This window comes from Flavobacterium sp. YO64 (assembly GCF_004119505.1).
In the GTDB taxonomy this organism is placed as follows: domain Bacteria; phylum Bacteroidota; class Bacteroidia; order Flavobacteriales; family Flavobacteriaceae; genus Flavobacterium; species Flavobacterium oncorhynchi.
Genome location: NZ_NRQV01000015.1, coordinates 92,016 through 118,937, shown reverse-complemented (window position 1 = coordinate 118,937; position 26,922 = coordinate 92,016). Strand labels below are relative to the sequence as shown.

At 33.1% G+C, this 26,922-nt stretch carries 21 protein-coding genes; 15 read left to right on the top strand and 6 right to left on the bottom strand.

Going from position 1 to position 26,922, the window contains the following annotated elements; genetic code table 11:
* The first annotated feature begins 151 nt into the window (after positions 1-151).
* Both BOW57_RS12725 and BOW57_RS12720 read left to right on the top strand, forming a co-directional pair.
* Entirely contained in the window at positions 152-3,355 is a 3,204-nt protein-coding gene (locus BOW57_RS12725) for a SusC/RagA family TonB-linked outer membrane protein (RefSeq protein WP_129054736.1), read from the top strand.
* Positions 3,356-3,364: 9 nt separating this feature from the next.
* Positions 3,365-4,867: a SusD/RagB family nutrient-binding outer membrane lipoprotein gene (locus tag BOW57_RS12720; RefSeq protein ID WP_129054734.1), complete on the top strand. Its 1,503-nt coding sequence runs from the start codon at positions 3,365-3,367 to the stop codon at positions 4,865-4,867.
* A gap of 177 nt (positions 4,868-5,044) precedes the next feature.
* Here BOW57_RS12720 and BOW57_RS12715 read toward each other — a convergent pair whose 3' ends face one another.
* On the bottom strand, positions 5,045-5,950 hold the full coding sequence (locus BOW57_RS12715; RefSeq protein ID WP_089057946.1) for a DUF6607 family protein: 906 nt from the start codon (positions 5,948-5,950) through the stop codon (positions 5,045-5,047).
* Positions 5,951-6,054: 104 nt separating this feature from the next.
* Here BOW57_RS12715 and BOW57_RS12710 point away from each other — a divergent pair, with 104 nt between their 5' ends.
* The 11 genes from BOW57_RS12710 to BOW57_RS12660 all read left to right on the top strand — a co-directional run bounded on the left by BOW57_RS12710 (position 6,055) and on the right by BOW57_RS12660 (position 20,627).
* On the top strand, positions 6,055-8,169 hold the full coding sequence (locus tag BOW57_RS12710; RefSeq protein ID WP_129054732.1) for a TonB-dependent siderophore receptor: 2,115 nt from the start codon (positions 6,055-6,057) through the stop codon (positions 8,167-8,169).
* 17 nt (positions 8,170-8,186) lie between these two features.
* A complete protein-coding gene (locus BOW57_RS12705) occupies positions 8,187-9,278 on the top strand; it encodes an HmuY family protein (protein ID WP_129054730.1) in 1,092 nt (363 codons plus the stop codon).
* 277 nt (positions 9,279-9,555) lie between these two features.
* Positions 9,556-11,037: an SGNH/GDSL hydrolase family protein gene (locus BOW57_RS12700; protein WP_129054728.1), complete on the top strand. Its 1,482-nt coding sequence runs from the start codon at positions 9,556-9,558 to the stop codon at positions 11,035-11,037.
* 82 nt (positions 11,038-11,119) lie between these two features.
* Complete coding sequence (locus BOW57_RS12695; protein ID WP_241687441.1) at positions 11,120-12,451, top strand: GDSL-type esterase/lipase family protein; 1,332 nt, start codon at positions 11,120-11,122, stop codon at positions 12,449-12,451.
* A 1-nt stretch (position 12,452) separates the two neighbouring features.
* Entirely contained in the window at positions 12,453-14,132 is a 1,680-nt protein-coding gene (locus BOW57_RS12690) for an MBOAT family protein (protein WP_129054724.1), read from the top strand.
* 290 nt (positions 14,133-14,422) lie between these two features.
* Positions 14,423-15,775, top strand: a complete 1,353-nt coding sequence (gene ffh, locus BOW57_RS12685) for a signal recognition particle protein (RefSeq protein WP_129054722.1) — start codon at positions 14,423-14,425, stop codon at positions 15,773-15,775.
* A 147-nt stretch (positions 15,776-15,922) separates the two neighbouring features.
* Positions 15,923-16,810, top strand: a complete 888-nt coding sequence (locus tag BOW57_RS12680) for a bifunctional 5,10-methylenetetrahydrofolate dehydrogenase/5,10-methenyltetrahydrofolate cyclohydrolase (RefSeq protein WP_129054720.1) — start codon at positions 15,923-15,925, stop codon at positions 16,808-16,810.
* 219 nt (positions 16,811-17,029) lie between these two features.
* Positions 17,030-17,956 carry a magnesium transporter CorA family protein gene (locus BOW57_RS12675; protein ID WP_129054718.1) on the top strand — a complete coding sequence of 309 codons (927 nt, stop codon included), beginning with the start codon at positions 17,030-17,032 and terminating at the stop codon, positions 17,954-17,956.
* A 317-nt stretch (positions 17,957-18,273) separates the two neighbouring features.
* Positions 18,274-18,888 carry a hypothetical protein gene (locus BOW57_RS12670; RefSeq protein WP_129054716.1) on the top strand — a complete coding sequence of 205 codons (615 nt, stop codon included), beginning with the start codon at positions 18,274-18,276 and terminating at the stop codon, positions 18,886-18,888.
* Between the two features lie 4 nt (positions 18,889-18,892).
* Positions 18,893-19,183, top strand: a complete 291-nt coding sequence (locus tag BOW57_RS12665; protein ID WP_089055859.1) for a transcriptional regulator — start codon at positions 18,893-18,895, stop codon at positions 19,181-19,183.
* Between the two features lie 58 nt (positions 19,184-19,241).
* Positions 19,242-20,627: a DUF4173 domain-containing protein gene (locus BOW57_RS12660; RefSeq protein WP_129054714.1), complete on the top strand. Its 1,386-nt coding sequence runs from the start codon at positions 19,242-19,244 to the stop codon at positions 20,625-20,627.
* Between the two features lie 46 nt (positions 20,628-20,673).
* Here BOW57_RS12660 and rluF read toward each other — a convergent pair whose 3' ends face one another.
* The 5 genes from rluF to BOW57_RS12635 all read right to left on the bottom strand — a co-directional run bounded on the left by rluF (position 20,674) and on the right by BOW57_RS12635 (position 24,981).
* Positions 20,674-21,498 carry a 23S rRNA pseudouridine(2604) synthase RluF gene (gene rluF, locus BOW57_RS12655; RefSeq protein ID WP_129054712.1) on the bottom strand — a complete coding sequence of 275 codons (825 nt, stop codon included), beginning with the start codon at positions 21,496-21,498 and terminating at the stop codon, positions 20,674-20,676.
* A gap of 148 nt (positions 21,499-21,646) precedes the next feature.
* Complete coding sequence (locus tag BOW57_RS12650; RefSeq protein WP_129054710.1) at positions 21,647-21,991, bottom strand: antibiotic biosynthesis monooxygenase; 345 nt, start codon at positions 21,989-21,991, stop codon at positions 21,647-21,649.
* 66 nt (positions 21,992-22,057) lie between these two features.
* Positions 22,058-22,918, bottom strand: coding sequence for an alpha/beta fold hydrolase (locus BOW57_RS12645; protein ID WP_089055863.1), 861 nt, complete (start codon positions 22,916-22,918; stop codon positions 22,058-22,060).
* A gap of 185 nt (positions 22,919-23,103) precedes the next feature.
* Positions 23,104-23,883 (bottom strand): zinc ribbon domain-containing protein, encoded by a 780-nt coding sequence (locus BOW57_RS12640; RefSeq protein WP_089055864.1) that lies wholly within the window; start codon positions 23,881-23,883, stop codon positions 23,104-23,106.
* A gap of 3 nt (positions 23,884-23,886) precedes the next feature.
* Complete coding sequence (locus BOW57_RS12635) at positions 23,887-24,981, bottom strand: Nif3-like dinuclear metal center hexameric protein (protein WP_129054708.1); 1,095 nt, start codon at positions 24,979-24,981, stop codon at positions 23,887-23,889.
* A gap of 126 nt (positions 24,982-25,107) precedes the next feature.
* Here BOW57_RS12635 and lpxK point away from each other — a divergent pair, with 126 nt between their 5' ends.
* A complete protein-coding gene (gene lpxK / locus BOW57_RS12630) occupies positions 25,108-26,133 on the top strand; it encodes a tetraacyldisaccharide 4'-kinase (protein WP_129054706.1) in 1,026 nt (341 codons plus the stop codon).
* Complete coding sequence (locus BOW57_RS12625; protein WP_129054704.1) at positions 26,105-26,917, top strand: purine-nucleoside phosphorylase; 813 nt, start codon at positions 26,105-26,107, stop codon at positions 26,915-26,917. The genes lpxK and BOW57_RS12625 overlap by 29 nt, the downstream gene beginning before the upstream one ends.
* The last annotated feature ends 5 nt before the right edge of the window (positions 26,918-26,922 follow it).

Here is a 26,922-nt window from a genome sequence, read left to right as displayed (position 1 = left end):
GATTTTTGTAAGTTATTATCCGTTTTTTTAATCAAACAATAATTAAATTGTAGTAATTATATTTCTTTTTAGATGTTAAATGACATATAAAACTTGTTAAAATTATTTTAATTTTATAAGTTCGACCCCAATAATTCTAAACAAAAAAATAATGAAACAAAATTTAAAAGTATTAGTAGTGCTTTTTTTTGTTCTTGGTATGCATTTGATAGCAGCTCAAGAGAAAAAAATTACAGGAACAGTTTCTGACAATGCGGGAGTGCCTTTGCCGGGAGTGAGTGTATTAGTGAAAGGAACTAAGCTGGAAACTCAAACGGATTTTGATGGGAAGTATACAATTAAAGCCAGCACAAATCAAGTTCTAGTTTTTAGTTATGTAGGAATGAAAACACAAGAAGTAGTTGTGAATTCTTCTTTGATTAATATAAAATTAGTCGATAATACAACCGAACTTGAAGGAGTAGTAGTAACTACCGCAATGGGAGTTAAACGAGAGAAAAAATCTTTAGGTTATGCAACACAGCAAATTTCAGGTAAAGATTTAGATGGTGGGGCAGGAAATGCAAATGTGGCTAATTTATTATCAGGGAAAGCTGCAGGTGTAGAGGTTTCTAGAAATACAAACTTTGGAGGTTCAACAAACGTAGTAATTCGTGGGAATAAATCTCTAACAGGAAACAATCAGGCTCTTTGGGTGATTGATGGTGTGCCAGTAGATAATTCAAATTCGAATACAACGACTCAGACATCAGGACGTGGAGGATATGATTATGGCAATAGTGTTTCCGATATCAATCAGGAAGACATTGAGAGTATAAATATTCTTAAGGGAGCAGCGGCAACAGCTTTGTATGGATCTAGAGCAGCTAATGGAGTTGTGATGGTTACGACAAAAAAAGGAAAGAAAGAAGACAAGAAAGTTGGATTTACTTTTTCAAGCAGCTTTACCGTAGGGACAGTTGACAAATCGACGTTTCCTAAATATCAAACTAAATATGGATCTGGATATGGAATTGGAAGTTCCTTTCTTGATGCCGAGAGCCCTATTCCTACCGTCGATACTTCTAATGACGCTTCTTATGGAGATGCTTTTACTGGACAGCCTGTTTATCAATGGGACGCCTTTACTCCATATTCAAAAAATTATGGACAAGCAACTCCTTGGAGTGCAGCCAAAAATGGACCAATTACTTTTTTTAAAACGGCTCAGACTAATGTAAATAGCTTATCCCTTGAAAAAGCTACGGATAGATCAAGTCTTTCATTGTCTTATGTAAATACACTTCAATCAGGGATTTTACCAAACAGTGAATTAAAAAAGAATCAGTTAAGTGCTAGATTTAGTCAAAAAATTACAGATAAATTAACCGCAAATGCATATGCTGCTGTTACCCTTCAAAGTACTGTTGGTAGAAACTCAACAGGTTACAACGATAATATTTTGGGGAATTTTAGACAATGGTGGCAAACCAATACTGATCTAAAAGAACTGCAAAATGTTTATAAAGTTTCTGGCGGACAAAACGTTACTTGGAATTGGGCAGATCCAACATCGGCAGAAGGTTTAGTACCAGCTTATTGGGATAACCCTTATTTTACTCGTTATCAAAATTATTCTTCAGATAACAGAACGCGCTTATTTAGTTATGCATCTCTAGATTATAAAATTACAGATTGGTTAAGTGCTTTAGGTCGTGTATCTCTAGATACTTATAAAGAACTTCAAGAAGAAAGAAGAGCTGTTGGCTCTATTGCCTCAGGTTTTGGATTATCTCCCGTTGATGAAACTTCAGGTTATCAGAGATTTGATAACAATTTCAAAGAAATCAATTACGACTTCATGTTGAATTTCAATAAAAAATTTGCTGAACATTTTAGTTTGACAGGAATATTAGGTGCGAATGTAAGAAGAAATGATAAAGAGAGTGTGCTTTCATCTACAATTGGAGGTTTAGTGACGCCTGGAATATATGCATTGTCAAATTCAAGATATGCATTGCCTTTTCCTACAGAAGCAAAGTACACGAAACAAGTAAACGGTATTTATGCTCAGGCTTCTTTAGGTTACAAAGACACCTATTTTTTGGATGCTTCTGTTAGACGTGATGAGTCTTCGACACTTCCTAATGGAAATAATTCGTATGTATATCCTGCAGTTTCCGGATCTATTTTATTCTCCAATTTAATGAAAGCAGAATGGTTGAATTTAGGGAAGTTCAGAATGAATTATGCAGAAGTAGGTAATGATGCAGATGCATTGCAACTAACAAATACTTATACAAGAAGTTCTAATTTTAATAATGAACCAATGTATACTTTGCCTAATCTTAATAGGAATCCTAATCTAAAACCTGAAAGAACAAAATCTTTCGAAGTTGGTTTAGAAACAAGTATGCTTAATAGACGTTTAGGATTTGATGTTACCTATTATAAAACAAACTCTGTCGACCAAATTGTATCAGCAGCAGTATCTTCTGCATCAGGATTTACAAATGCAGTTGTAAATGGTGGTAATATTGAAAATAAAGGGTTAGAAATTCAAATTATGGGAACTCCTATTAAAACAAGAGATTTTAGTTGGGATATTATTGTAAACTGGTCTAACAACAGAAGTAAAGTTGTTTCATTGCCTGGAGGTATTGAGAATTTGCAACTAGCATCTTTTCAAGGAGGTGTTACAACCAATGCAACTCTTAATGAAGCTTATGGAAGTATAAAAGGAACTGATTATGTTTATACAAATGGTCAGCCAACAATAGATCAAGCCACAGGTAAATATATGATTACAACTACATCAGATAATACAATTGGAAATGTCACACCAGATTGGATAGGAGGTATACGAAATAAATTTACCTACAAAAATGTCTCTTTTGGTTTCTTAATCGATACTCAAAAGGGAGGTGATATCTTTTCTTTAGATATGTACTACGGACTAGCTACCGGTTTGTATAAAGAAACAGCTGTGGGGACTATCCGTGAAACAGGTGTTTTAAATGCAGGAGTTGCTCCTGATGGAACTCCAAATAAAGTGATATCTCAGAATCCAAGTGTTTATTCTAATAACTATGGTTACTTAGCTGAGCCTGCTAAAGCATTTGTTTATGATGCCTCTTATGTAAAATTAAGAGAGATTTCCATTTCATACAATTTTCCTAAGAGAATGTTTGAAGGAACATTTGTTAACGCTGCCACATTTAGTTTGTTAGGTTCTAATTTGTGGATAATAAGTAAAAATCTGCCTTACGCAGATCCTGAGAGTGGATTGTCATCTGGAAATAACTCCAGAGGTTATTCCGTTGGGTCATTGCCTACAACAAGGGATATAGGATTTAACTTAACATTTAAATTTTAATACAATATCATGAAAAAAATAATTTATTTTTTAAGTGTTTTAGCACTTACAAGTTCTTGCAGTGATTTGACGGACTTGAATACAGATAAAAAAAATCCTTCTGAGGTGCCGGCTGCTTCACTTTTTACCAGTGCTCAAAAAGGTATTGCGGAGCAAGTTGTTAATACTAGTGTAAATAAAAACATATTTAGACTAGTGAATCAGCAATGGACTGAGACTACTTATATTGATGAATCAGTTTATCAATGGACAACTAGAAATATCTCAGGAAATCATTGGAATGCTTATTTCTCAGGAACAACAACAAATGATGGATCTTTAAGCGATTTAGTGATGGCAAAATCAGCAGTAGAAAATGAATTTATTTTAGTTTCTGATCCTGATTTTGTATCTAAAACAGCAATAAAAAAGAACCAGCTTGCTTTAATAGATATTTTAACGGTTTACTCTTATCAGATTTTAGTTGATACTTTTGGAGATATTCCCTATTCAGATGCATTAAAAGGTTCAGGAAATTATCTTCCAAAGTATGATAAAGCAGTGAATATTTATAAGGATTTAATTGTGCGTCTTGATAAAGATATGACAGATATTGAGACAGGATATGCCGCATTTGGAAATGCAGATGTTATTTATAGAGATAATTTAACTTCTTGGATAAAATTTGCAAATAGTATTAAATTGAAATTAGGGATAAATCTTAAAGCTTCGGGTCTGGAGGATGTTATTGCAGACGCCGCAATTATTTCTGCATCAAAAAATGTATTTGCATCTAATGCTGATAATGCGAAAATAGCGTACGAGAAAAATGTACCAAATACTAATCCGCTTTTTGTAGATTTAGTTTTTGGAGGCAGACATGATTTTGTACCAGCGAAACCATTTGTAGATGCATTAGTTGCTAAGAACGATCCTAGAACAAAAGCTTATTTTGCTCAAAACTTACAAGACGAAGATGGAAATCCGTTGCCATATAAAGGCGGGGTGATTGGAGTTAAAAATAGTTTTGGGAAATTTACACATATCAGCGATCTAATTCAAGCACCTGATTTTAAAGGAACTTATTTGGATTATGCAGAAGTTGAATTTTTATTAGCAGAAGCAGTAGAAAGAGGTATTTCAGTATATGGGACAGCAGAAAGTCATTACAATAATGCGATCAAAGCTTCAATGCAAGATTGGGGAATATCAACAGCTGCTGCTGATACTTACTTAGCACAGTCAACAGTTGCTTATAGTACTGCTGTTGGGACTTGGCAGCAAAAAATTGGCGAACAAGCATGGTACGCTATGTTTAATAGAGGTTTTGAAGGATGGACGTTTACAAGAAGGTTAAACTTCCCAGCCCTTACGCCGCCGCCTAACGCTGATGCGGCTGCAAATGGACAAATTCCTTCAAGAATGGCTTACCCAATTCGAGAACAGACTTTAAATGCTACAAATTACAATGCGGCAGCGGCTGCAATTGGAGGAGATAAGTTATCTACAAAACTATTTTGGGATAAAAACTAAATAGTTTTGATCTTTCAAAGTAACTATGCATTGTTTGATTTTAACTATTTGAATTAGTTGTTGGTAAAATTATAAATGCTAAACCGTTTGAATTAAATTTCAGACGGTTTTTTGTTTACAGTAAAAAGCCGATAGTCCTAAAACTATCGGCTTTTTTACAACTAACACAAACATTTTTTATTTTACGAACTTGTTGATGATTGCATCACTCTCAGCTTTTGTTGCGTTTGGTTTTAAGTCAAACAAAAGTGAGTAAAGTGCTTTTCTGTCAACTTTAGCTTCTAAGTTTAAATCTTGATGTCTGTCGAATAAAGTTTGCCACTTATCACGAACATTTTTCCAAAGTGCATTGTTTGCAACCCACCATTTTTGACCAGCGATACATTTAATATCTGGTACTTTTGTGTAAACATCAAATCCCTTTTCTTGAGCTAACAAAACATCTTTCCCGCTGTCATCTCTAATCAATTTGTCATTATCTTGCTCATGATTCCAGCCAGTTGCCGTGATTTCATGAATGTTTCTTCTTTTTAAAACATTGTAATCATTACGGTGAGTTTGCTCTCTTCTTGGTAACGGTGCATCAGCAACATTTGCCCAATAATCTTTTCCGTCAACATGTACCCAAGTTGATGATCCTTCATATCTTGGACTGTCATCTACTTGATATACTTTTTGAGTCCATTGTCCTTTTACGGCTTTTTTATCCAGTTTTTTATACTTCCAAGAAGTTCCTTTGTCAAATGAATATAAGTCTGTGTTTTCGTAAAGCCAATCTTGTCTCCAGTGTTTAATAATCATATCATCACTAACAATTAATAAGTGCTGCATTACAATTTTGTTAGGAGTGTCTTCTAGCAATTCTACCCATTCTAAAGCAGATTCATGCTTAGTTTGTGAAGGTTTGTATGTTGCTGAATCTTTAGCATATTGAAAAGTTTCTGCAAAATTAAATTTCACTTCATAACAACCGCACATTGATTTGATCGATTTAATGTCTTGCTGTTTTTTTGCGTCCTGACTGAAACCAAGGCTGCATGTCAAAGCCATAATGGCTGAAAAGTAGAGGCTTTTTGAAATCATAACTTATTGTTTTGTTTTTAAATTTTTGCAAATATATAAATTTTATTTAGAACAATTAAAAATAGTTATATATTTGCACCGATTATTAAGATTGAATAAAAATAATGAAACTAAAATTTATCCTTTTTGCAGCATTGCCTTTTTGTCAAATTTCTTTTGCACAGCAAAAAGATACTATTGCTTCACGAGAAAAACTTTCTGAAGTGGTTGTTACCGGGCAGTTTGAGCCCCAATCAATTAAGAAATCGGTATTTAATGTACGTGTGATTTCAAATCAGGATATACAAAATTTAGCAGCAAATAATTTGGCTGATGTTTTAAATCAATATTTAAATATTACAGTAAGACCAAGTGGAACAAGCGGTCGATCTACAGTTTCTTTATTTGGATTAGATGCACAGTATTTTAAAATTTTGATAGATAATGTTCCATTGGTTAATGAGGCAGGTTTAGGAAATAATATTGATTTATCACAAATCAATTTAAATGATGTTGATCATATTGAAATTGTTGAAGGTTCAATGGGAGTTACCTATGGAGCTAATGCTGTAAGTGGTGTTTTAAATATTATAACTAAAAAATCTTCGAAATATAAATGGGGAATTACAGCATCAGTTCAAGAAGAAACGGTTAGTGATGAATATTCTCTTTTTAAGGAAGGACGCCACGTACAGGCTTTAAAAGTATCTCATACATTTAATAAAAATTGGTATTTTTCATTAGGTGCCAATCGAAATGATTTTCAAGGATATTTGAGCGATAAAAATGGAATTGATTATAGTGAAAATGATGGTACAAGAGGATATAGATGGCTTCCAAAAGACCAGTTAAACGGTTCGGCAGTAATCGCATACCATAAAGATAATTTTCGATTTTTCTACAAATTCGAGTATTTGGATGAAAATGTAGATTATTATAATAGTACAGTACAATCTGGATACAATTCTACTTTGGGTTCGTATCGTTATGCTGATGATAAACGATATTTAACAAATCGTTATTTTCATAACTTAAATGCGACGGGTAAACTGTTTTCACAATTGAATTACAATGTTTCTCTTTCTCATCAAAAACAAGCGCGTGATGTAGAAGATTTTAGATATTACTTATCTACTAAAACAGAAGCAAATAATGTTACGGTCAAAGATCAGTCGATGGAAGTACTTTATTCTACAGGAACGTTGAATAACTTTTTTTCAGACAAAAAAGTTGATCTGCAAATTGGATATGAGTTTGTCAATAATCGTGGTTATTCCCTTGTTCAAGAAGCAAATAATATTATGTCGCCCGTTCGAAAAACACTTGAAAACTATGATTTTTTTGCTTCTTCAGAAATCATGGCAACGCAGCGATTTTCTATTAGACCAGGAATACGATTTTCTGCGCAATCTCAATTTGATAATCAATATGCTTCATCTCTTGGTTTGAGATATTTGTTTGATAAAGGGATTGAACTTCGAGGCTCTTACGGAAGCTCATTTAGAACGCCGACTTTCGAAGAGTTATATTCAAAACAAATCTTTGACGGGCATTTTTTTACTGGAAACGAAAATCTTATTCCAGAAACAAGTATGTCTTATGAAGCTAGTCTTAAAAAAACAACTGTTTTTTCATCAGGAATTCAACTTTCAAACACGTTTGCTGGAAGTTATTTAGATGTTGATGATAGAATTGATATGGCTTTGGTAAGATTCAATCCTGACACAGGTAATCCAGAATACGAATACGTTAATATCAGTAAATACAGAATGTGGAATTTCTCGACAATGAATCAATTTAAAAAAGGCAATCTATCTTTTAATTTTGGTGCAGCGATTGTTGGAATTTCTCAAGAGATAAAAAATCAAGAATTTACATCAGACGATAAGTTTCTTTATTCCTTTAATTTAAATGCAAGTGCATCGTATGTAATTCCGAAATGGAAAACTATAATTTCTGGTTATTATAAATACAATGGCAGAACACAGCAGTTTGTAGAAGGTTCGTCATCTTATCTTTTATCTACAATCGACCCAAGCAATTGGCTTGACGCTTCAATTCGACAAAATTTCTTTAAAGATCAATTTGAAGTCACTTTAGGAGCAAGAAATATTCTTAATGTCACCAATGTAATACAATCAGGTACAAATCAAAATGCGGTGCATGCTTCACCAGGAGAAGTAATGCTTGCTTACGGCCGTTCCTATTTTTTAAAATTAGCATATAACCTTAATCTTTAATATAAATACAGAATACAATGAAAAAACTTTTATTTTTATCAATCGCCCTATTGTCGCTGGCTTCATGTTCAAGTGATGATGATAGTACTCCAGTTGAAGTTCCAACAGTAGGAGAAACGTTGAAAGAATCAGTAGGCGGAGCAAATCAGCCAAATCAAGTTTATCTTGATTTAAGTACTGCAGAATCTAAATCTGTAAATAGAGGAGCTTGGGATTTTGGATTTTCTACAGGTACAGATTTTAGAGTTATCCTTAATGGATCACTTAAAATGGCTGTTAAAAAATTAGAAACATCTGATATTACAGTAGCGCAAGAAATCGATACAAAAGTTTTAGCAGGAGGAGGAGAAACTCTAGCTTCAAACGGATATGTTGATAATCCTACAGGGGTTTTGGCAGGAGCAGGAGCAGGTATCGGTACTGCAATTGCAGAAATTTCGGCAACAGATGCTGATAACAAAGTATATTTAGTAAATCTTGGATATGCAGTAGGAACTGCAAAGGCAAATGTTGGGAATGTTGCAGTTGATGGAGATCCTAGAGGATGGAGGAAAGTTAGAATTTTAAGAAGCGGTAATGGATATAAAATTCAATATGCTGAATTAGCTTCAAAAACATTTACAGAAAAAACAGTTTCTAAAGATGCTGATTTTAATTTCACATTTTTTAGTTTAACTTCAGGAAATACGGTTTCAGTTGAACCAGCAAAAGCGAAATGGGATTTAAATTTTACTGTGTTTACAAATTATTTAAACATGGGACCTAGCGGTGAAGTTACTTACGGATATTCAGATTTTATTACTACAAATTTAAAAGGAGGAACACAAGTTTACCAAGTTTTAGTTTCTGCAGGAGGATCTTATGCTGATTTTACAAAAGCAAAAGTTGTAGAAGACAGCTTTAAACCTTCTGTTACAGATCAAAGAATGATTGGAGCTAACTGGAGAAATGGCGGAGGACAAAACGGTTCATTGCCAAGCATTAGAACAGATCGTTTTTATGTAGTTAAAGATGCTGCAGGAAACTATTATAAAGTTAAATTCCTTGCAATGACAAATGATGCAGGAGAAAGAGGCAATATTGTTTTAGAATACGCGATATTGAAATAATAGAATACCAAAAATTAGAAATGTAAAGGTCTCTTTGCTTCTAGTTTTTGATTTAAAAACATTAAAAATTCAGTTAATCATTAGCTTTGTTTTTTTATTTTTTTTTGATAAAGAGGTTAGAATTTTCTAGCCTCTTTTTTTTGTTTTCTTTATTGTTAAAATGAGCAAAAAATGAACGATTTAATTCTATCTTTGCGCATTATTTTTTTCAAACAGAATTAACAGGAATTTTGATAATTAATTCTTGAAATCCTACCTTTCAAATTATAATTAGTAAGTGAATACAAAATCATATTTCTTTCAGTCTTTTGCAATCGTAGCATTAGCGTTTGTAGCTTTCATCGGATTTAAGCAAATCTTGCCAGATAAGATTTTTTCTGACAGTAAAGTAGATTCAAAAAATGTACTAATCGACAGTCTGCTTCTAGAGTCTGTTGCAAAAGATTCTTTGTCATCAAAAAGCGATAGTATTGAGGAAAGCGAACGTAAACTTGGGCAGGAAAAAATTGTTTATGATGCATCTGAAGGAATCGAATTTCCATCAGAAACATTTGATAATTATAAAGGGTATCAATACCTGATTTCTTTTTACGAAAAATTATATCAGCTGGAGCAAAATCCGCAAAGTAAAGTCCGAATTGCTTATTATGGAGATTCGATGACAGACGGGGATTTAATTGTACAAGATGTTCGAACGAATTATCAAGATCGCTTTGGCGGAAATGGAGTAGGTTTTGTGCCTATAACATCAGAATCTGCAGCCTCACGCGGATCAGTAAAATCGACTTATTCTAAAAACTGGAAAACCCAATCGTATTTAAATGTAAAAAGACCAACAAGTCCTTTTGGTGTAAACGGACACGTGTTTTTTGCAAATGACAAATCAAACACAACTTGGGTTCAGTACGAAGCCGGGCTTCCAAAACATACAAAAACCTTAGATAATCCAACGTTATTTTACGGAAGATCTTCTAAAAAAGGAAATGTAAACTTTATAATCGGAAAAGATACACTGCGAAAAACGCTGGCTCCAAGTAATCTAGTAAACAGTTTAAAAGTGACTTCAGGAAGTATAAAAGGATTTAAAGCAAATTTTATTCATGCTGATTCAATTCCAATTTACGGATTTAATTTTGACAACGGCAGCGGTGTTCATGTTGATAATTTCTCTCAAAGAGGAAATTCAGGTCTTCCAATTTCTATGTTTGATGCCAATGTGATGAAAGCTTTTAATAACAGCTTAAAATACGATTTGATTATTCTTCATTACGGAACAAACGTATTGAATTATGGGACTAAAAATTATTTTTGGTATGAAAAAGGAATGACAAAAACCGTTAACAAAATAAAAGAGTCATTTCCGGGAGTTTCTATTTTAATTGTTTCAACAGCAGATAAATCGACTAAATATGATTTAGAAATGAAAACAGATTCTGCCGTAGTTCCTTTAATGAAAGCTCAAAAAAGATATGCATTAGAAACAGAATCCGGATTTGTTAATTTATATACCTTAATGGGAGGTGACGGTTCAATGGTAAAATGGGTTGACGAAGCTCCGGCAAAAGCCAATAAAGATTATACACACTTTAATCAAAGAGGTGCAAAAGCAATTGGTAATTTGTTGTACAATCAATTAAACAAAGGTTACGAGCAATATAAGGTTTTACGTGAAAAACGCGAATCAGGCGTTACAACTAGAACAAGTAAAAAGCCCAAAACAGATTCCGTATCTGTAAAAATAGACAGCGTAAATGAATAGACTAATTATTTTCTTTTGTTGTCTTTTTTTTTCAACAAACGATAAAACTCCCAAGACAGATTCACTTTCAATAACAAAAAATATGATTCATAAGATTGATACAGCAGTAATTGAGCCTATTTCAGGTAATCAAATTTATAATGCAGTTGTATTAGAGTCGTTTTTTAAGAAAGTAAAGGATAATGAAAGCAATAATAATCATAAAATAAATATTGCCCACATTGGAGATTCTCATATTCAGAGTGATTTAATGACCAATGAAATCAGGAAAAATCTCCAGCAAAAATTTGGAAATGCTGGACGAGGTTTAGTTTTTCCTTATCAATTGGCAAAAACAAATGGTTCTTACAACGAACGTTTTTATTCAAACAGAGCATGGGAAAGCTATCGTAATATTCATCCTTTTAAAAACTGTCCTGTTGGTTTAAGCGGAATTGCACTTTGGAGGGATAATGACGGTTTTGTTGTTGAATTGAATATTAAAGATGCAGCTTATAAGTTTAATTCCATTTATATTATAACACCTCAAAATCAGGATATGTTTAATTTGGCGACATCAACCCAAACAAAAACAATTCAGACAACAGAGCAAAAAGTCATAACACATAAAATAAAAAAAGGAGAAGCAATTTCGACAATTGCCGATAAATACAATGTATCGATTGCCGAAATAAAAAGAGACAATCACTTAAAATCTAATAATATTCGTGCTGGAAGAACATTAAAAATTTCAACCAACGAAACTAGACCAAAGAATATTGTAAGTTCAGAATTTGTCACTTTAGATTTAGAATCAGATTCATTTTCTCATACCTACCATTCAGAAAAACCGCTGGATAAGATTTATCTGCTTCCCAACAAAAATGCAGAGAAATATGAGCTTAACGGAATTGTTTTAGAAAAAGATGCTCCAGGGATTATTTATAGCGGAATTGGTGTGAATGGTGCAAAATTTTCAGATTATAATAAATACCCTTTATTTTTTGAACAGTTAAAATCATTGCATCCAGATTTGTTGGTTCTTTCGCTGGGAACAAACGAAAGTTATGATCATATGGAAAGTGCTGCCTATATAGGAGAATTACGTGATTTTATAAAAAAAGTAAAAGAGCATAATAGCAATGTTTCTATAATAGTTACAACTCCGCCGCCTTCGCTGCTCAAAGCTAGAAGACCAAATATTTACATCAGAGATTACGCAAAAAGTATTCTTGAAATTGCAAAAACAGATGGTTTTGCAGTTTGGGATTTATATGGAGAACTTGGCGGAATGGACGGAATTCGAAATCTGAAAACTACCGGATTAATTGGGCCAGATTGGGTTCATTATTCCAAAAAAGGATATGAAAAACAAGGCAGTTTGTTTACAGAGGCATTTTTAAAAGCATACGAAAATTTTAAATTAAAGAATTAAATTGATAACAATAGACAGCATTAATGATTGGTTCATAGGTCATTTTGGTGCAATTACAATAGAACAAGTAAAAAGCTGGTTTATTTATAATCCAGACGAAAAACTATTATTTAATACGGGATTATTCTTAGGATTATTTCTGGTTTTTTATTTTGTGTATGGTTTTTTGCGTAAAACATTTTATTTAAGATTAACCTACGTTATTCTCTTCTCGCTTTTCTTTTATTATAAGTCAAGCGGAATTTACTTTTTATTGTTGCTGCTCTCTTCAGTTGTAGATTATGGGTTAAGCCAAATTATCTATAATGAAACAAAAGACAGTCGAAAAAAACTCTATCTGGTTATAAGTGTGATTCTAAATTTAGGATTACTTGGATATTTCAAGTATACCAACTTTATGATTGCAACTTACAATGATATGTTCAATGGTAATTTTAAGTTTCATGATATATTTCTTCCCGTTGGAATTTCATTTTATACTTTTCAATCGATGAGTTATATTATTGAAATTTATCGAGAAGAAATTAAGCCTACAAAAAACTATATCGAATATCTGTTTTTCGTTTCCTTTTTCCCGCAGCTGGTTGCTGGACCAATTGTGCGTGCCAAAGATTTCCTGCCGCAGATTTATCAAAAGTTAAATCTAACAAAAGAAGATGTCAACAACGCTTTGTTTTTGATTATTGGAGGATTAATTAAGAAAACAGTAATTTCAAATTACATTTCAGTAAATTTTGTCGACCGTGTTTTTGATACACCAATGAGTTATACTTCATTCGAAAACTTAATGGCATCTTACGGTTACGCTATCCAAATTTATTGTGATTTCTCTGGATATTCAGATATGGCAATAGGAATCGCTTTATTACTCGGATTCAAATTACCAGCCAACTTTAGAACGCCATATAAGTCAACATCGATTACAGATTTCTGGAGAAGATGGCATATTTCGCTTTCAACTTGGTTAAAAGATTTCTTGTACATTTCTATAGGTGGAAATAGAGAAGGATCATTTGCAGGATATTTATTTCCGAGTTTATTCTTTTTCGGATTGCTGTTGTGGGGAATAACAAGTTACAGCACTAGTGTAATTCCGTTAATAATTGCATTTGGTTCAATTGCACTTTTTTGCTTGTCTTTTTTACTTTCAAGTAAACGCCGACAAACTTTAGTAACAAATTTGAATTTGTTTACAACAATGCTTTTGGGAGGATTATGGCATGGAGCAGGAGCACAATTTATTGTTTGGGGAGCATTACACGGTTTAGCATTAGCTGTTCATAAGATTTTTATGGAATTCTTCCCTCCTAAAAAAGAAGGTTCAAATTTCTTGTGGAGATTCTTTTCAATAGTGATTACATTCCATTTTGTGGTTTTCTGCTGGATCTTTTTCCGTGCAAGAGATTTCGAAACCGCTTTACAGGTAGTTAATAATATTGGTCAGTTAACTTTTGAGCCAGAACATTGGCAGGCCATTATTTTAGGATATAAAAATGTGTTTTTATTAATGCTTTTTGGATACATTTGGCATTTCTTGCCAGAAGTAATAACAGACAAAATGAAATTCGTTTTTGACAAAACACCATTATTATTAAAAGCAGTAATTCTAGGTTTCGTTTACTGGATTGTTTATGCAACGGCAGTAGCCGGTTCACAGCCATTTATTTACTTCCAGTTTTAAAATAACAGGTTCATAGATACAAAGTCACAAAGGCGCAAAGGTTTTATTCTTTGCGTCTTTTTTGTTTCTCGCAGATTTAGCTGATTTTTGTGTTTACTCTAAAAAGTAATCTGCCCAATCTGCTAAATCTGCGAGAGTGAAAAAATAATTTTCACAATTAGGCAAATTCGTGTAATTCGTGGCAAAAAAACTTTGCGCCTTTGCGCCTTTGTGGCAAAAAATGCGTATAAATAAAAATTGCCTGAAATAGCTATTTAGATTATCTTTGCACTTCAAATAAAGAAAATAGTATGTTTGATAATTTAAGTGATAAGTTAGATAAAGCGTTCCATATATTAAAAGGACATGGTAAAATTACAGAAGTAAACGTTGCCGATACCTTAAAAGAAGTTCGTCGTGCCTTGCTTGATGCCGATGTTAACTTTAAAATTGCTAAGGATTTTACAACCAAAGTAAAAGAAAAAGCAATTGGTCAGGACGTTTTAACAACGCTTCAACCAGGACAATTATTGGTGAAGCTGGTAAAAGATGAGCTGACAGAATTAATGGGAGGTGATGTTGCCGGAGTTAATTTATCTGGAAATCCAAGCGTTATTTTAATGTCTGGACTTCAAGGTTCTGGTAAAACTACTTTCTCAGGAAAATTAGCCAACTTCTTAAAAACAAAGAAAAATAAAAAACCACTTCTTGTAGCGTGTGATATTTACCGTCCTGCGGCGATTAATCAGTTGCATGTTGTTGGAGATCAAATAGGTGTTGAGGTTTACTCAGAACCAGAAAACAAAAATCCTGTAGAAATTGCTCAAAATGCAATTAAACATGCAAAAGCAAACGGTTTCAACGTTGTTATTGTCGATACAGCCGGACGTTTAGCAGTAGATCAGGAAATGATGGATGAAATTGCACGTGTTCACAAAGCAATTCAACCACAAGAAACATTGTTCGTTGTAGACTCTATGACAGGACAAGATGCTGTAAATACAGCAAAAGCCTTCAACGATATCTTAAATTTTGATGGAGTTATCTTAACCAAATTAGATGGTGATACTCGTGGTGGAGCTGCAATCTCGATTAAATCGGTTGTAAACAAACCAATCAAATTTGTAGGTACAGGCGAGAAGATGGAAGCAATTGATGTTTTCTATCCAGATCGTATGGCTGAGCGTATTCTTGGTATGGGTGACGTTGTGTCGCTTGTAGAAAGAGCTCAAGAACAATTTGACGAAGAAGAAGCAAGAAAACTTCAAAAGAAAATCGCTAAAAATGAATTCGGTTTTGATGATTTCTTAACGCAGATTCAACAAGTAAAGAAAATGGGTAATATGAAGGACTTGGTAGGAATGATACCAGGAGCTTCAAAAGCCATGAAAGATGTAGAGATCGAAGATGATGCTTTTAAACATATCGAAGCAATCATTCACTCGATGACGCCGGGAGAACGAAGCAAACCAGCCATAATCGATGTTAAAAGAAAAGCCAGAATCGCAAAAGGTTCCGGAACTAAAGTCGAGCAGGTAAATCAGCTGATGAAGCAGTTCGACCAAATGAGCAAGATGATGAAAATGATGCAAGGTCCGGGCGGAAAAAATCTGATGAAAATGATGGGAGGCATGAAAGGAATGCCAGGCGGAATGTCGAGATAATAAAATTAAAAGTTTCAAGTTTCAGGTTTCAAGTTAGAGACTGAAATTTGAAACTTTTTTCGATAAAATAAATTGGGTTCCGTTTCAATGTGAAACTTTAAACATGAAACCTGAAACAAAAAAAACTTTAAACCTGAAACAAAAACAATGCAGCTACTAGACGGTAAAAAAACATCTAACGACATTAAAAACGAAATTGCAGCCGAAGTTCAATCCATAAAAGCAGCAGGAGGAAAAGTACCTCATTTAGCAGCAGTTTTGGTTGGAAACAACGGAGCAAGTTTAACTTACGTAGGAAGTAAAGTAAAATCATGTCAAGAAATTGGATTTGATTCTACTTTAGTAAGTCTAGCGGAAACAATTACAGAAGAGGAACTGTTAGCTAAAATTAAAGAGTTAAACGAAGACGACAATTTAGACGGATACATCGTTCAATTGCCGTTACCGAAACACATCGACGAGCAAAAAATCTTATTAGCGATCGATCCTGATAAAGATGTCGATGGTTTTCATCCAACAAACTTTGGTAGAATGGCGCTTGAAATGGAAAGTTTTATTCCAGCGACACCATTCGGAATTATGGAATTGCTTGAACGTTACAAAGTTGAAACTTCAGGTAAACACACGGTTGTAATTGGAAGAAGTCATATCGTAGGACGTCCAATGAGTATCTTAATGAGCCGTAAAGGAAATCCTGGAGATTCAACTGTTACTTTAACTCACAGTCGTACTAAAGACTTAGCCGAATTCACTAAAAATGCTGATATTATTATTACAGCTTTAGGAGTTCCTGAATTTTTAAAAGCCGATATGGTAAAAGAGGGAGTAACGGTTATCGATGTTGGAATTACGCGTGTAGATGACGCATCAAACCCAAAAGGTTATGTGATAAAAGGTGACGTAGATTTTGATGGCGTAAGCAAAAAAGCAGCATTCATTACACCAGTTCCAGGTGGAGTAGGGCCAATGACAATCGCAATGTTGTTGAAAAATACACTTTTAGCTCGTAAAATGCGAAGTGCAAAAAATAAATAATTTGCTCCAAAATAAAACAATAAAGCCTATTCAAAAGAATAGGCTTTATTGTTTTTAGTATTTAATTAATAGTTTAAAGTTTTGGTTCTTAAAAATAAAGGATACTTTTGCACCACTTAAAAAACACTTACCCAAATGGACGATTATTATTCGTTAGTATTAAATTAAAAGCAGCTTTTGAAATTTTCAAAATGCTGTGATAACACCCTGTATTTTGAAATGAAAGCCTTTTACACAAACGACAACGGATTACTAGAAGTCTCAAAATGGACTCCAAATTGCTGGATTAATATTGAAGATCCATTCGAAGCAGAAAAGAAATACTTACTCGAAGAACTTCAAATTCCCGAAGCTTTTTACAATGATATAGAGGATATCGACGAAAGACCCCGTATCGAAATCGAAGACGGATGGACGCTTATTATCATGCGTGTTCCTGTAAAAAGCAACGATATTAAACTTCCCTTTCAGACTATTCCGCTAGGCGTAATTTTTAGAGGTGATATCTGCGTAACAATTACTTTTTATAAAACAGAAATTATACATGATTTTATGTTGTATTCACGACGTAAAAACATTCAAGTTAAAGATAATTTTGATTGGGTTTTAAGGTTGCTTTTATCATCAAGCGTTTGGTATTTGAAATACCTAAAACAAATAAATCAGAAGATAAGACTAGCAGAAGACAATTTAGAAAAGTCAATTAAAAATGAAGAACTGCAGGCATTGCTCCAAATCGAGAAATGTTTGGTTTTCTTTATTACCTCATTAAAAGCAAACGATGTTTTGTTTCATCGTATAAAAAATCTTCGAGCACATAAAGCAAGCTACGATCCGGATTTGTTAGAAGATGTAGAAATCGAATTAAGTCAGGCACAGGATACAGCCAATATTTATAGTAACATCTTAACAGGAATGATGGATGCATATGCATCTGTAATTTCTAATAATATGAATGATATTATGAAACAGATGACCTCAATTTCTATCATCCTTGTGATTCCGACCTTAATTGCCAGTGTATATGGAATGAACGTGCCAAATGGTTTAGAAGAAAGCAAATATGGTATTTGGATTATTCTTTTTATTTCATTTCTATTATCAGCATTTGGGGTGTATATGTTTAAAAGAAAAAGATGGTTTTAAAATTTTAGAATTGAAAATAATATAAATGCCTGTTCGTATGAATAGGCTTTTTTTTGTTTTACGCATTGGGCGTGACCATATTTACAAAAAGGCGCTCCAATCTTTGCGTTTATGTGCGCCTTTGTGCAAATACGGTCGGGCTATCCATGCTGCTTCGGCAGCTTATTCCTATCCCTCACGCAGCTTACCAGACCTTGTGTTTTCTTCCATAGTTTTCACAACTTTGCAGGAATCTACATTATTCACGAAAATATTTTATGCTTTTTACTTGCCAATTCAAAATAAATAATAACTTTGTAATGCAAAGTACTTTTATTATGAATCAGAAACACCAAGAAGATTTAGCACACATTCGTTCCATGATGGAGCGTTCTTCAAGATTTATATCCTTAAGCGGACTTTCGGGAGTCTTTGCTGGACTTTCAGCCTTAATCGGCGGATTGTATACTTATATGTTACTTGAAAATCGCGGAGTAGGTTATTACAGAGGGCAAGATGTAGTTCTTCCTGAAAATTTGGTTTCGCATTTAATTGTAACCGCTTTAGTAGTTTTGTTGTTTGCATTAACATTTGGAATTTTCTTTACTATTAGAAAAAGTAAAAAATACAATTTGCCAATTTGGACATCTGCAACAAAAAATATGTTATTTAATTTAGCCGTGCCACTTGTGGTAGGAGGTATATTTTGTTTGGCTTTGGTATTTCATGGAATATATGGATTAATAGCGCCTGCTACCTTAATATTTTACGGATTGGCAGTTATAAATGCAGAAAAATATACTTTCTCAGACATAAAGTATCTAGGTTTTTCTGAACTTGTTTTAGGATGTATTTCGCTTTTTTATATTGGATATGGATTGATATTTTGGATCATTGGATTTGGAATCCTGCATATTATATACGGATTAGTGATGTTCAAAAAATACAAATAACCTAATGGGAATTATTGATAAATTAAATAAAGATTTTGAAAGCCGTGTTAGATTGGGTATTATGTCCGTTCTGATGGTTAACGACTGGGTAGATTTTACCGAGATGAAAACGCTTTTAAATATCACCGATGGTAATTTAGCAAGTCATTCCTCTGCATTAGAAAAGTCACAATATATCGAAGTTAAGAAAGAATTTGTCGGCAAAAAGCCTAAAACATCTTATCAAGTAACACCGCTTGGCCGCGCGGCGTTTAAAGAACACCTTTCTTACCTCGAAAAATTAATGAAATCTTAATAACTATATTTTTTTGTCTAATTACTTTGAAATACAAAGTACTTTTAATTATTTAATCATGAAAAAGCATCAAATTATTTTAGTTTGTACAGTGGTCTTTACGTTACTTTTTTACAATCAAAATCCAGGAGTTAATATTGGTATTTTTGGTGTAATTTTAACATTGTTAACTAGTTACTTCTTTCAAGAGAAGTTTGTTGATAGATCGCATTTAATTTTGGTAATCACATCAATATTGTCATGCTTCGCTTTTGCGTGGTATGGAGATGCAGCTTCCTTTTTCGCTTTAGCGTTCTCAATTCTTTTTTTACAGTTTAAAACTCAGGAGGGAGAACTTAAAATAGTACAGATCTTTCCATTGATTTTTTTAAACGGATTTACTTCAATTGGACGTATTTTTATCTTTAGTCAATGGCTGCCTGAGCGAAAAATTCACAACGATTTTGCTAAGAAATTAGTAGCATTTGTTGTTATTCCAGTCGTCTTTTTGGGATTGTTTTTTATCGTTTATTCTTTCGGAAGTGCGCATTTCTCTTCATTGTTTACAGATTATACTTTAGATATTAATATTTTTCAGTTAATCTTAATTACGATACTTGGCTTTTATATTTCATTTAGTTTTTGGAATTATTGGGTTCCGGATGCTTGTTATGAATTTAATCCAAAGTTAAACAATGAGTTTACTGATATTTCTGAAGTAAAGAGCCAAAGTACATTTTCATTTTTAGATCTTGATTTCGAAAGAAAGAGTGGTGTAATTACTTTGCTATTGCTTAATATTTTGCTTTTAATTTTTATTGGAACATACAATTACGAGCAGTTTTTTGAAGTTGCGGATAAAGCAAATTTAAGCGCTGATACGCATGAGCGTGTAAATGCTGTGATTTTTTCAATTTTGATGGCTGTTGGTGTAATTCTGTTTTATTTCAAAGGAGGATTCAATTTTGATGAGGAAGCGATATCATTAAAAAGGCTCGCTAAAATCTGGATAATTTTAAATGCAGTTTTGATTGTTAGTACTATTATCAAAAACTCAGAGTATGTTTCTTCTTTTGGATTAACATATAAACGTTTAGGAGTTTACGCTTTTTTAATTTTAGCAATCATAGGTTTGGTTTATACTTTTTTAAAAATTACAAAACAAAAAACAAATGCTTACCTAGTCAATCAAATGGTTTGGTATTTCTACGGAACAATTTTAGTTTGCAGTTTTGTGAATTGGGGAAATCTTATAACCAATTACAATATTTCGGTAAATAAAGGAGTAGAACCGGTTTTCTTAAGCGAATTGAATTTTAACGATGATGCTCGACGTGAGTATTTCAATAAAAATAATTTAAGCGGAAAATATTCAGAAGCGGTTAGAGAAGAATCGATTTTAAATTATCAGAATACAGACTTTTTGTCTAAAGCATTGTATTATGAATTTTTGGATAAAAAGTAAATATAAACAAAAAATCCCATATGTTAGAACGTATGGGATTTTGTATTTAGTTTTCTCCTCTTTTCTTAAATCTAGGATCGTGTTTAGAAATAAAGGTTGTTCTTCTGTTAGAAGGCTTATTTTGAGTTTCAACTTTCGGTAAACTTGCTTCTTCAGTTTTACTCGAAGGTTCAATTAACTGATTTAATTCTTTAATTTCATCATCAGTCAAATCGCGGTATCTTCCAACAGGAATGTCCAAAGAAATATTGATGATTCTGATACGTTTTAACGCCGTAACTTCATAACCCAAATATTCCGCCATTCTTCTAATCTGACGATTTAATCCTTGTGTTAGAATGATTTTGAAAGTGTATTTACTAATTTGTTCTACTTTACATTTTTTAGTAACAGTGTCTAAAATAGGAACACCATTTCCCATTCGCTGAATAAAACGCTCCGTGATAGGCTTATTTACCGTAACCGTATATTCTTTTTCATGGTTATTTCTAGCGCGTAAAATCTTGTTTACAATATCGCCGTCATTGGTCATAAAAATTAAGCCTTCACTTGCTTTATCCAACCTCCCGATTGGGAAAATACGTTTGGGATAATTGATGTAATCAACAATGTTATTTCGAACTTCAAGATTAGTAGTACATTCAATTCCAACTGGCTTGTTGAATGCTAAATAAACCATCTTTTCGTGCTTTTCGACAATTAGTTTTCCGTCAATGCGTACTTCATCATTTGGTGAAACTTTAGTTCCCATTTCTGGTACAGCACCATTTATTGTAACACGTCCTTCCTCTATAAGTTTATCAGCTTCACGACGTGAACAATAGCCAGTTTCGCCAATAAATTTATTCAAACGTTTTAAATTCTCTTCCATACTGCAAAAATAGGCAAAATTTAGGACTTCTTAGATTGTTAGACTTCTTAGAATTTTAGATTTTCACAATCTTGTCAGGAATGACAAAATGAGGTTGGATTATTAAAATAAAACCTTTGTCCCTTTGTCGCTCTGAAACTTTGTCTTCTTATTTATGAAATTGAGAACTATCCTCAGGAGTTTCTTTTCGATCAAACATTCCGTAATCGCGAACAACAGTTGCAATTCTTAAATGATAATCTTTAAAAACTTCATTACGTCCTTTTGCCTGTGCGTGACGATGCATTTCAAGATTTCTCCATTGTTGAATACTTTCTTCGTCTTTCCAAAAAGACAATGACAAAATCTTATCAGGATTACTAATGCTTTGAAAGCGTTCTATTGAGATAAAACCTTCGATGTGGCCCAATTCCGGACGTAGTTTCGCTGCAATATCTAAATATTCTTCTTTTTTCCCTTCGTTAGGAATAACTTCAAAAATTACGGCAATCATTTTTTTGAATTATGTGTTAGAAATAAAATACAAAATAAGAAAAACCTTTGTTCCTTTGATTCTCTGTTACTTTGAACCTTCAGAAAAAAGAAACTCAATCACTTTGTTGTACAATGCATCATCGTGCATTCCGTGGCCTAAGCCTTTGGTTTCTATAAATTGACTGTTTTTCCAGTTGCTGTGAATTTTTTTTCCTTCTGCAAAAGCAACGACATCATCTGAAGTGTCATGCGCAATAAAACCTTCAACATTAAATTCTGAAGCAAATTTTTGTCCTGAAAAATCCTCAAGCTTAAAATTGAATCGATCCAAAAATTTACTTTCTAAAAGTGAAAACATTTTAGTATTCAAGCTTAACATTGAGATATAATTATCGATTAATGTTTTTAAGTCTGATGGAGCTCCCAGGATAACCATTTTATTTATACTGGTATTCGGAAATAAGTATTGGTGATATACGCAGGCTGCGCCGCCAATCGAGTGGCCAATTATAATTGTTGGCTGGTATTTTTCTACCGCTTTGTTTATAAATTCGGCATAAAGCGGAACATTAAATTCTTTACCGCTGCTTTGACCGTGAGCAGGAGCATCTATAGCAATAATAGTACTTCCTGATTTTTGAAGATGCGGAAGCGTTTTTTTCCATCTCGAAGCATTGCTTTCCCAGCCATGAACTAATAAGATCTTAGTTTCGTTTCCTTTCCAAATGTAAGTTTGAAAATGATGTTCGTTAAGGTTAAAAGTTTCCGTTTCTGTATGTCGCAAAATTTTTGGAAGAGCTTCTTTTTGTAATCTTCCTATTCGAGGCTGACTAAAAAGGGCATAAGAAAGCTCAACGGCTTTTTGAGGACGAACATAACTTAAAAAGTTAATGTATTGCCCAACAGATTTTAAAGTAATAAAACGGATTCCTTTTTTGATTCCCAAAATAAATAATTTAGTGGTAAAAAATAATATTCGAGAATCGATCTAAAAAAGTTTCGCCACGAATTACACAAATTTAGCACGAATTTTTATTCCATTTAGAAACAAATTAAAAATTAGTAGAAATTAGTGTAATTCGTGGCAAAAAAAAGATATAAAAAAAGTCCCGATTAAATCGGGACTTCTATTTAGAATTTTGAGAACAATTGTTCCATTTTTTCTTTTTCTTCTTCAGCTAATGCACTGTCAACTAAAATTCTTCCAGAGTGCTCATCAGTAATGATTTTTTTTCTAGAAGCAATCTCAACTTGAGTTTGCGGTGGAATAGTAAAGAATGATCCTGCTGAAGCTCCTCTTTCGATAGAAACTACTGCTAAACCATTACGAACACTAGTTCTGATTCTTGTATAAGCTGCTAATAATCTGTCTTCGATTTGGCTTGAATACTCAGCAGATTTCTCAGATAAGAAAATTTCTTCTTTTTGAGTTTCTGCCATGATAGCGTCAAGTTCTGATTTTTTATGTTTTAAATGAGAACTTTTTGCGTCAAGCTTTTCTTTTAAGTTAGATATAACTTCTTTTTTATGCTCGATAGAAGCTTTCATTTCTTTGATTTGCTTTTCAGCCAATTGAATTTCTAATTCTTGAAATTCAACCTCTTTAGTCAAAGAATTAAATTCTCTGTTATTACGAACTGATTCTTGTTGTTTTGTGTATTTTTTGATAACCTCTTTATGCTCATCAATACCATTTTTCTTAGACTTGATTTGCTCCTCAATTACTTCAAGTTCACTTTTCAGTTTCTCTGAACGCGTGCTTAAACCTGCAACTTCATCTTCTAAATCTTCCACTTCTAAAGGAAGCTCACCTCGTACGTTTCTGATTTCGTCAATTCTAGAGTCAATAAGCTGTAAATCGTATATTGCTCTTAACTTGTCCTCAACACTTAATTCTTTCGTATTCGCCATATTCTATAAGTACTTAACTGGATTTGTATTTTCTTCTGATAAAATGATGGCAAAATTAAGGATTTTTTTTCGAAGATAATCAACAATATAGTTTTTTGTATAGCGTTCGCTCTCAAAATGACCAATATCTGCCAAAAGTAATCGATTTTCAGCTTCGTAAAACTGATGGTATTTTAAATCAGCAGTCAAAAAAGCATCGGCTCCAGCGCTAATTGCATTTTTTATGGCAAAGCTTCCTGAGCCGCCTAGAACAGCTACTTTTTTTATTTTCTTTCCTAAAAAAGCAGAATGACGTATTCCGTCAGCGATCATTTTTTCTTTTACAAAAGGAAGAAAATCTTTTTCATTCATTTCAGTTTCAAACTCGCCAATCATTCCTAAACCAATATTTTGATGTGAATTCTGAAGATCGTAAATTTCATAAGCGACTTCTTCGTAGATATGATTCGCAAATAGTGCTTTAAGAATTTTAGATTGTAAGTGTTTTTCAAAAACAACTTCAATTTTTATTTCGGTTCCTGTATGTAATTTTCCTTTTTCTCCAATTACAGGATTGCTGTCTTCGTTTCCTTTAAAAGTAAAAAAACCTTCAGTGTTAAAACTGCAGTTGTCATAATTTCCAATAGTTCCTGCGCCGGCTTCAAACATAGCATTTCGAACTTTTTCAGAATTATCTGGAGTGGTATAGGTTACTAATTTTTGAATGAAATTTTGTTTCGGTATCAAAACTTTAGTATTGGTTAATCCTAAAGCATCACAGAAAATTTTATTAACACCTGCAGAATGATTGTCTAATGCAGTATGAACGGCATAAATAGCGATGTCATTTTTGATTGCTTTTAAAATGGCGCGTTCAACATAATTTTTACCCGTTATTTTTTTGATCCCAGAAAATAAAATAGGGTGAAAACAAACTACCAGGTTGCAGTTTTTTGCAATAGCTTCGTCAATCACAGTTTCTAAAGCATCATGACAGACTAAAACACCAGTGCTTTCGGTTTCAGTATTTCCAACTAAAAGTCCCACATTATCAAAATCTTCGGCGTAAGCCAAAGGCGCCATTTCTTCTAGAACTTCTATTATATTTTTGATTTTCATTATTGCTTTTTGTTTCAAGTTTCAGGTTTCAGGCTTCAAGTTTTATGCCGCGAAGGAAAACTTGAAGTGCAAAATCTGAAACAAATTCATAAAACAAATTAACGAAAAAAATTATACTTTCGTAAAATGAATATACTTCGAAAAATACTTTTCCCTTTTGCAATTTTGTATGGATTAATCACATCAATTAGAAATTTTCTTTTTGATAAAGGAATTCTTAAATCGACTTCATTTGATATTCCTGTTATTGCGGTTGGAAATTTAAGTGTAGGAGGAACCGGCAAAACACCTCAAATTGAGTATTTGATTCGATTGTTATCAAGTAAATATAAAGTGGCGACTTTAAGTCGTGGTTATAAACGTCAGTCAGAAGGATTTGTCTTGGCAGATGAAAATTCTAATGCTTCAATACTTGGTGACGAACCGTTTCAGTTTTATCAAAAATTTCCAAGTGTGCAGGTTGCCGTTGATGCAAATCGTACAAACGGAATTACTCAATTGCTTTCGCAGAGAGAAAAACCAGAAGTGATTTTGCTTGATGACGCTTATCAGCACCGCAAAGTAAAAGCTGGTTTTTACATTTTGCTTACTTCATATGGTGATTTGTATGCTGATGATTTTATGCTGCCAACAGGAAATCTGCGTGAGGCTAGAAGCGGAGCAAAAAGAGCTAATATAGTTATAGTTACAAAATGCCCTTCTAAATTGGATGAATCTGAACAGGAAAATATTAGAAGAAAGTTAAAACTAGAAGCATCACAAGAATTATATTTTACCTTTATAGCTTATGATGATTGTGTTTATTCTCAAACAGAGAAATTGACAGTCGACGAAATTAAAAATGAACAAAAATTACTTTTGGCAGGAATCGCAAAGCCAAAGCCCTTTTATGATTTTTTAAAATCTAAAGATGATGAATGTCTAACATTTCCAGATCATCATCATTTTACAGAAAAAGATATTACAACAATTGCAGAGAAAGCAAAACAATATAAAATTATTACAACCGAGAAGGATTATGTTCGTTTAAAGGACGCTAGTATTGCATCGCAATTATTTTATTTGCCTATAAAAAGTTCTTTCATCGGGGAGCAAAATAATTTTGATAAAACAATTTTAAGTTATGTGGGAAAAAGTTCAAGAAACAGTTAGTTATATAAAATCAAAAACACAATTTACACCAGAATATGGAGTGATTTTGGGTTCAGGTTTAGGAGGTTTTACAAATGATATCGAAATAGCATTTACGCTGCCGTATGATGAAATTCCTAATTTTCCTGTGTCTACAGTACAAGGGCACAAAGGTGCGTTGGTTTTTGGAACTATTGGGGATAAAAAAGTAGTGGCGATGCAAGGTCGTTTTCATTTTTATGAAGGATACACGATGGAAGAAGTTACCTTTCCAGTTCGTGTAATGAAGTTTTTAGGAGTTAATAAACTATTAGTTTCAAATGCGTCGGGAGGAGTAAATGCAGCTTACAGAGTTGGTTCGATTGTTATTATTAAAGATCATATCAATTTTGCACCGGAACATCCTTTGCGTGGTAAAAACGATGAACGCTTTGGGCCTCGATTTGTAAATATGAGTGAGCCTTATTCTCGAAAAATGATTGCCAAAACGAAAGAAATTGCATCAAGATTGAATATCGAAATTCATGATGGAGTTTATTTTGGTTTACAAGGGCCTACTTTTGAGACTTTGGCTGAATATAAAATGGTTAAAATTCTTGGCGCAGACTGCGTAGGAATGTCTACCGTTCCAGAAGTTATTGTAGCGCGCCATATGGATGTAGAAACTTTTGGAATCTCAGTAATTACCGATATGGGGAATGAGGAAAGTATAGATACGATCTCTCATGACGAAGTTCTTGAAGCAGCAAAAATGGCAGAACCTCAAGTAAGAGCTTTGATAAAAAACTTGATTATAGAATATTAAGTTTT

Coding starts and splice junctions, on each gene's coding strand:
- BOW57_RS12725 (WP_129054736.1), top strand. CDS start 152: ATGAAACAAAATTTAAAAGTATTAGTAGTGCTTTTTTTTGTTCTTGGT.
- BOW57_RS12720 (WP_129054734.1), top strand. CDS start 3,365: ATGAAAAAAATAATTTATTTTTTAAGTGTTTTAGCACTTACAAGTTCT.
- BOW57_RS12715 (WP_089057946.1), bottom strand. CDS start 5,950: ATGATTTCAAAAAGCCTCTACTTTTCAGCCATTATGGCTTTGACATGC.
- BOW57_RS12710 (WP_129054732.1), top strand. CDS start 6,055: ATGAAACTAAAATTTATCCTTTTTGCAGCATTGCCTTTTTGTCAAATT.
- BOW57_RS12705 (WP_129054730.1), top strand. CDS start 8,187: ATGAAAAAACTTTTATTTTTATCAATCGCCCTATTGTCGCTGGCTTCA.
- BOW57_RS12695 (WP_241687441.1), top strand. CDS start 11,120: ATGATTCATAAGATTGATACAGCAGTAATTGAGCCTATTTCAGGTAAT.
- ffh (WP_129054722.1), top strand. CDS start 14,423: ATGTTTGATAATTTAAGTGATAAGTTAGATAAAGCGTTCCATATATTA.
- BOW57_RS12680 (WP_129054720.1), top strand. CDS start 15,923: ATGCAGCTACTAGACGGTAAAAAAACATCTAACGACATTAAAAACGAA.
- BOW57_RS12675 (WP_129054718.1), top strand. CDS start 17,030: ATGAAAGCCTTTTACACAAACGACAACGGATTACTAGAAGTCTCAAAA.
- BOW57_RS12670 (WP_129054716.1), top strand. CDS start 18,274: ATGAATCAGAAACACCAAGAAGATTTAGCACACATTCGTTCCATGATG.
- BOW57_RS12665 (WP_089055859.1), top strand. CDS start 18,893: ATGGGAATTATTGATAAATTAAATAAAGATTTTGAAAGCCGTGTTAGA.
- BOW57_RS12660 (WP_129054714.1), top strand. CDS start 19,242: ATGAAAAAGCATCAAATTATTTTAGTTTGTACAGTGGTCTTTACGTTA.
- rluF (WP_129054712.1), bottom strand. CDS start 21,498: ATGGAAGAGAATTTAAAACGTTTGAATAAATTTATTGGCGAAACTGGC.
- BOW57_RS12650 (WP_129054710.1), bottom strand. CDS start 21,991: ATGATTGCCGTAATTTTTGAAGTTATTCCTAACGAAGGGAAAAAAGAA.
- BOW57_RS12640 (WP_089055864.1), bottom strand. CDS start 23,883: ATGGCGAATACGAAAGAATTAAGTGTTGAGGACAAGTTAAGAGCAATA.
- BOW57_RS12635 (WP_129054708.1), bottom strand. CDS start 24,981: ATGAAAATCAAAAATATAATAGAAGTTCTAGAAGAAATGGCGCCTTTG.
- lpxK (WP_129054706.1), top strand. CDS start 25,108: ATGAATATACTTCGAAAAATACTTTTCCCTTTTGCAATTTTGTATGGA.
- BOW57_RS12625 (WP_129054704.1), top strand. CDS start 26,105: ATGTGGGAAAAAGTTCAAGAAACAGTTAGTTATATAAAATCAAAAACA.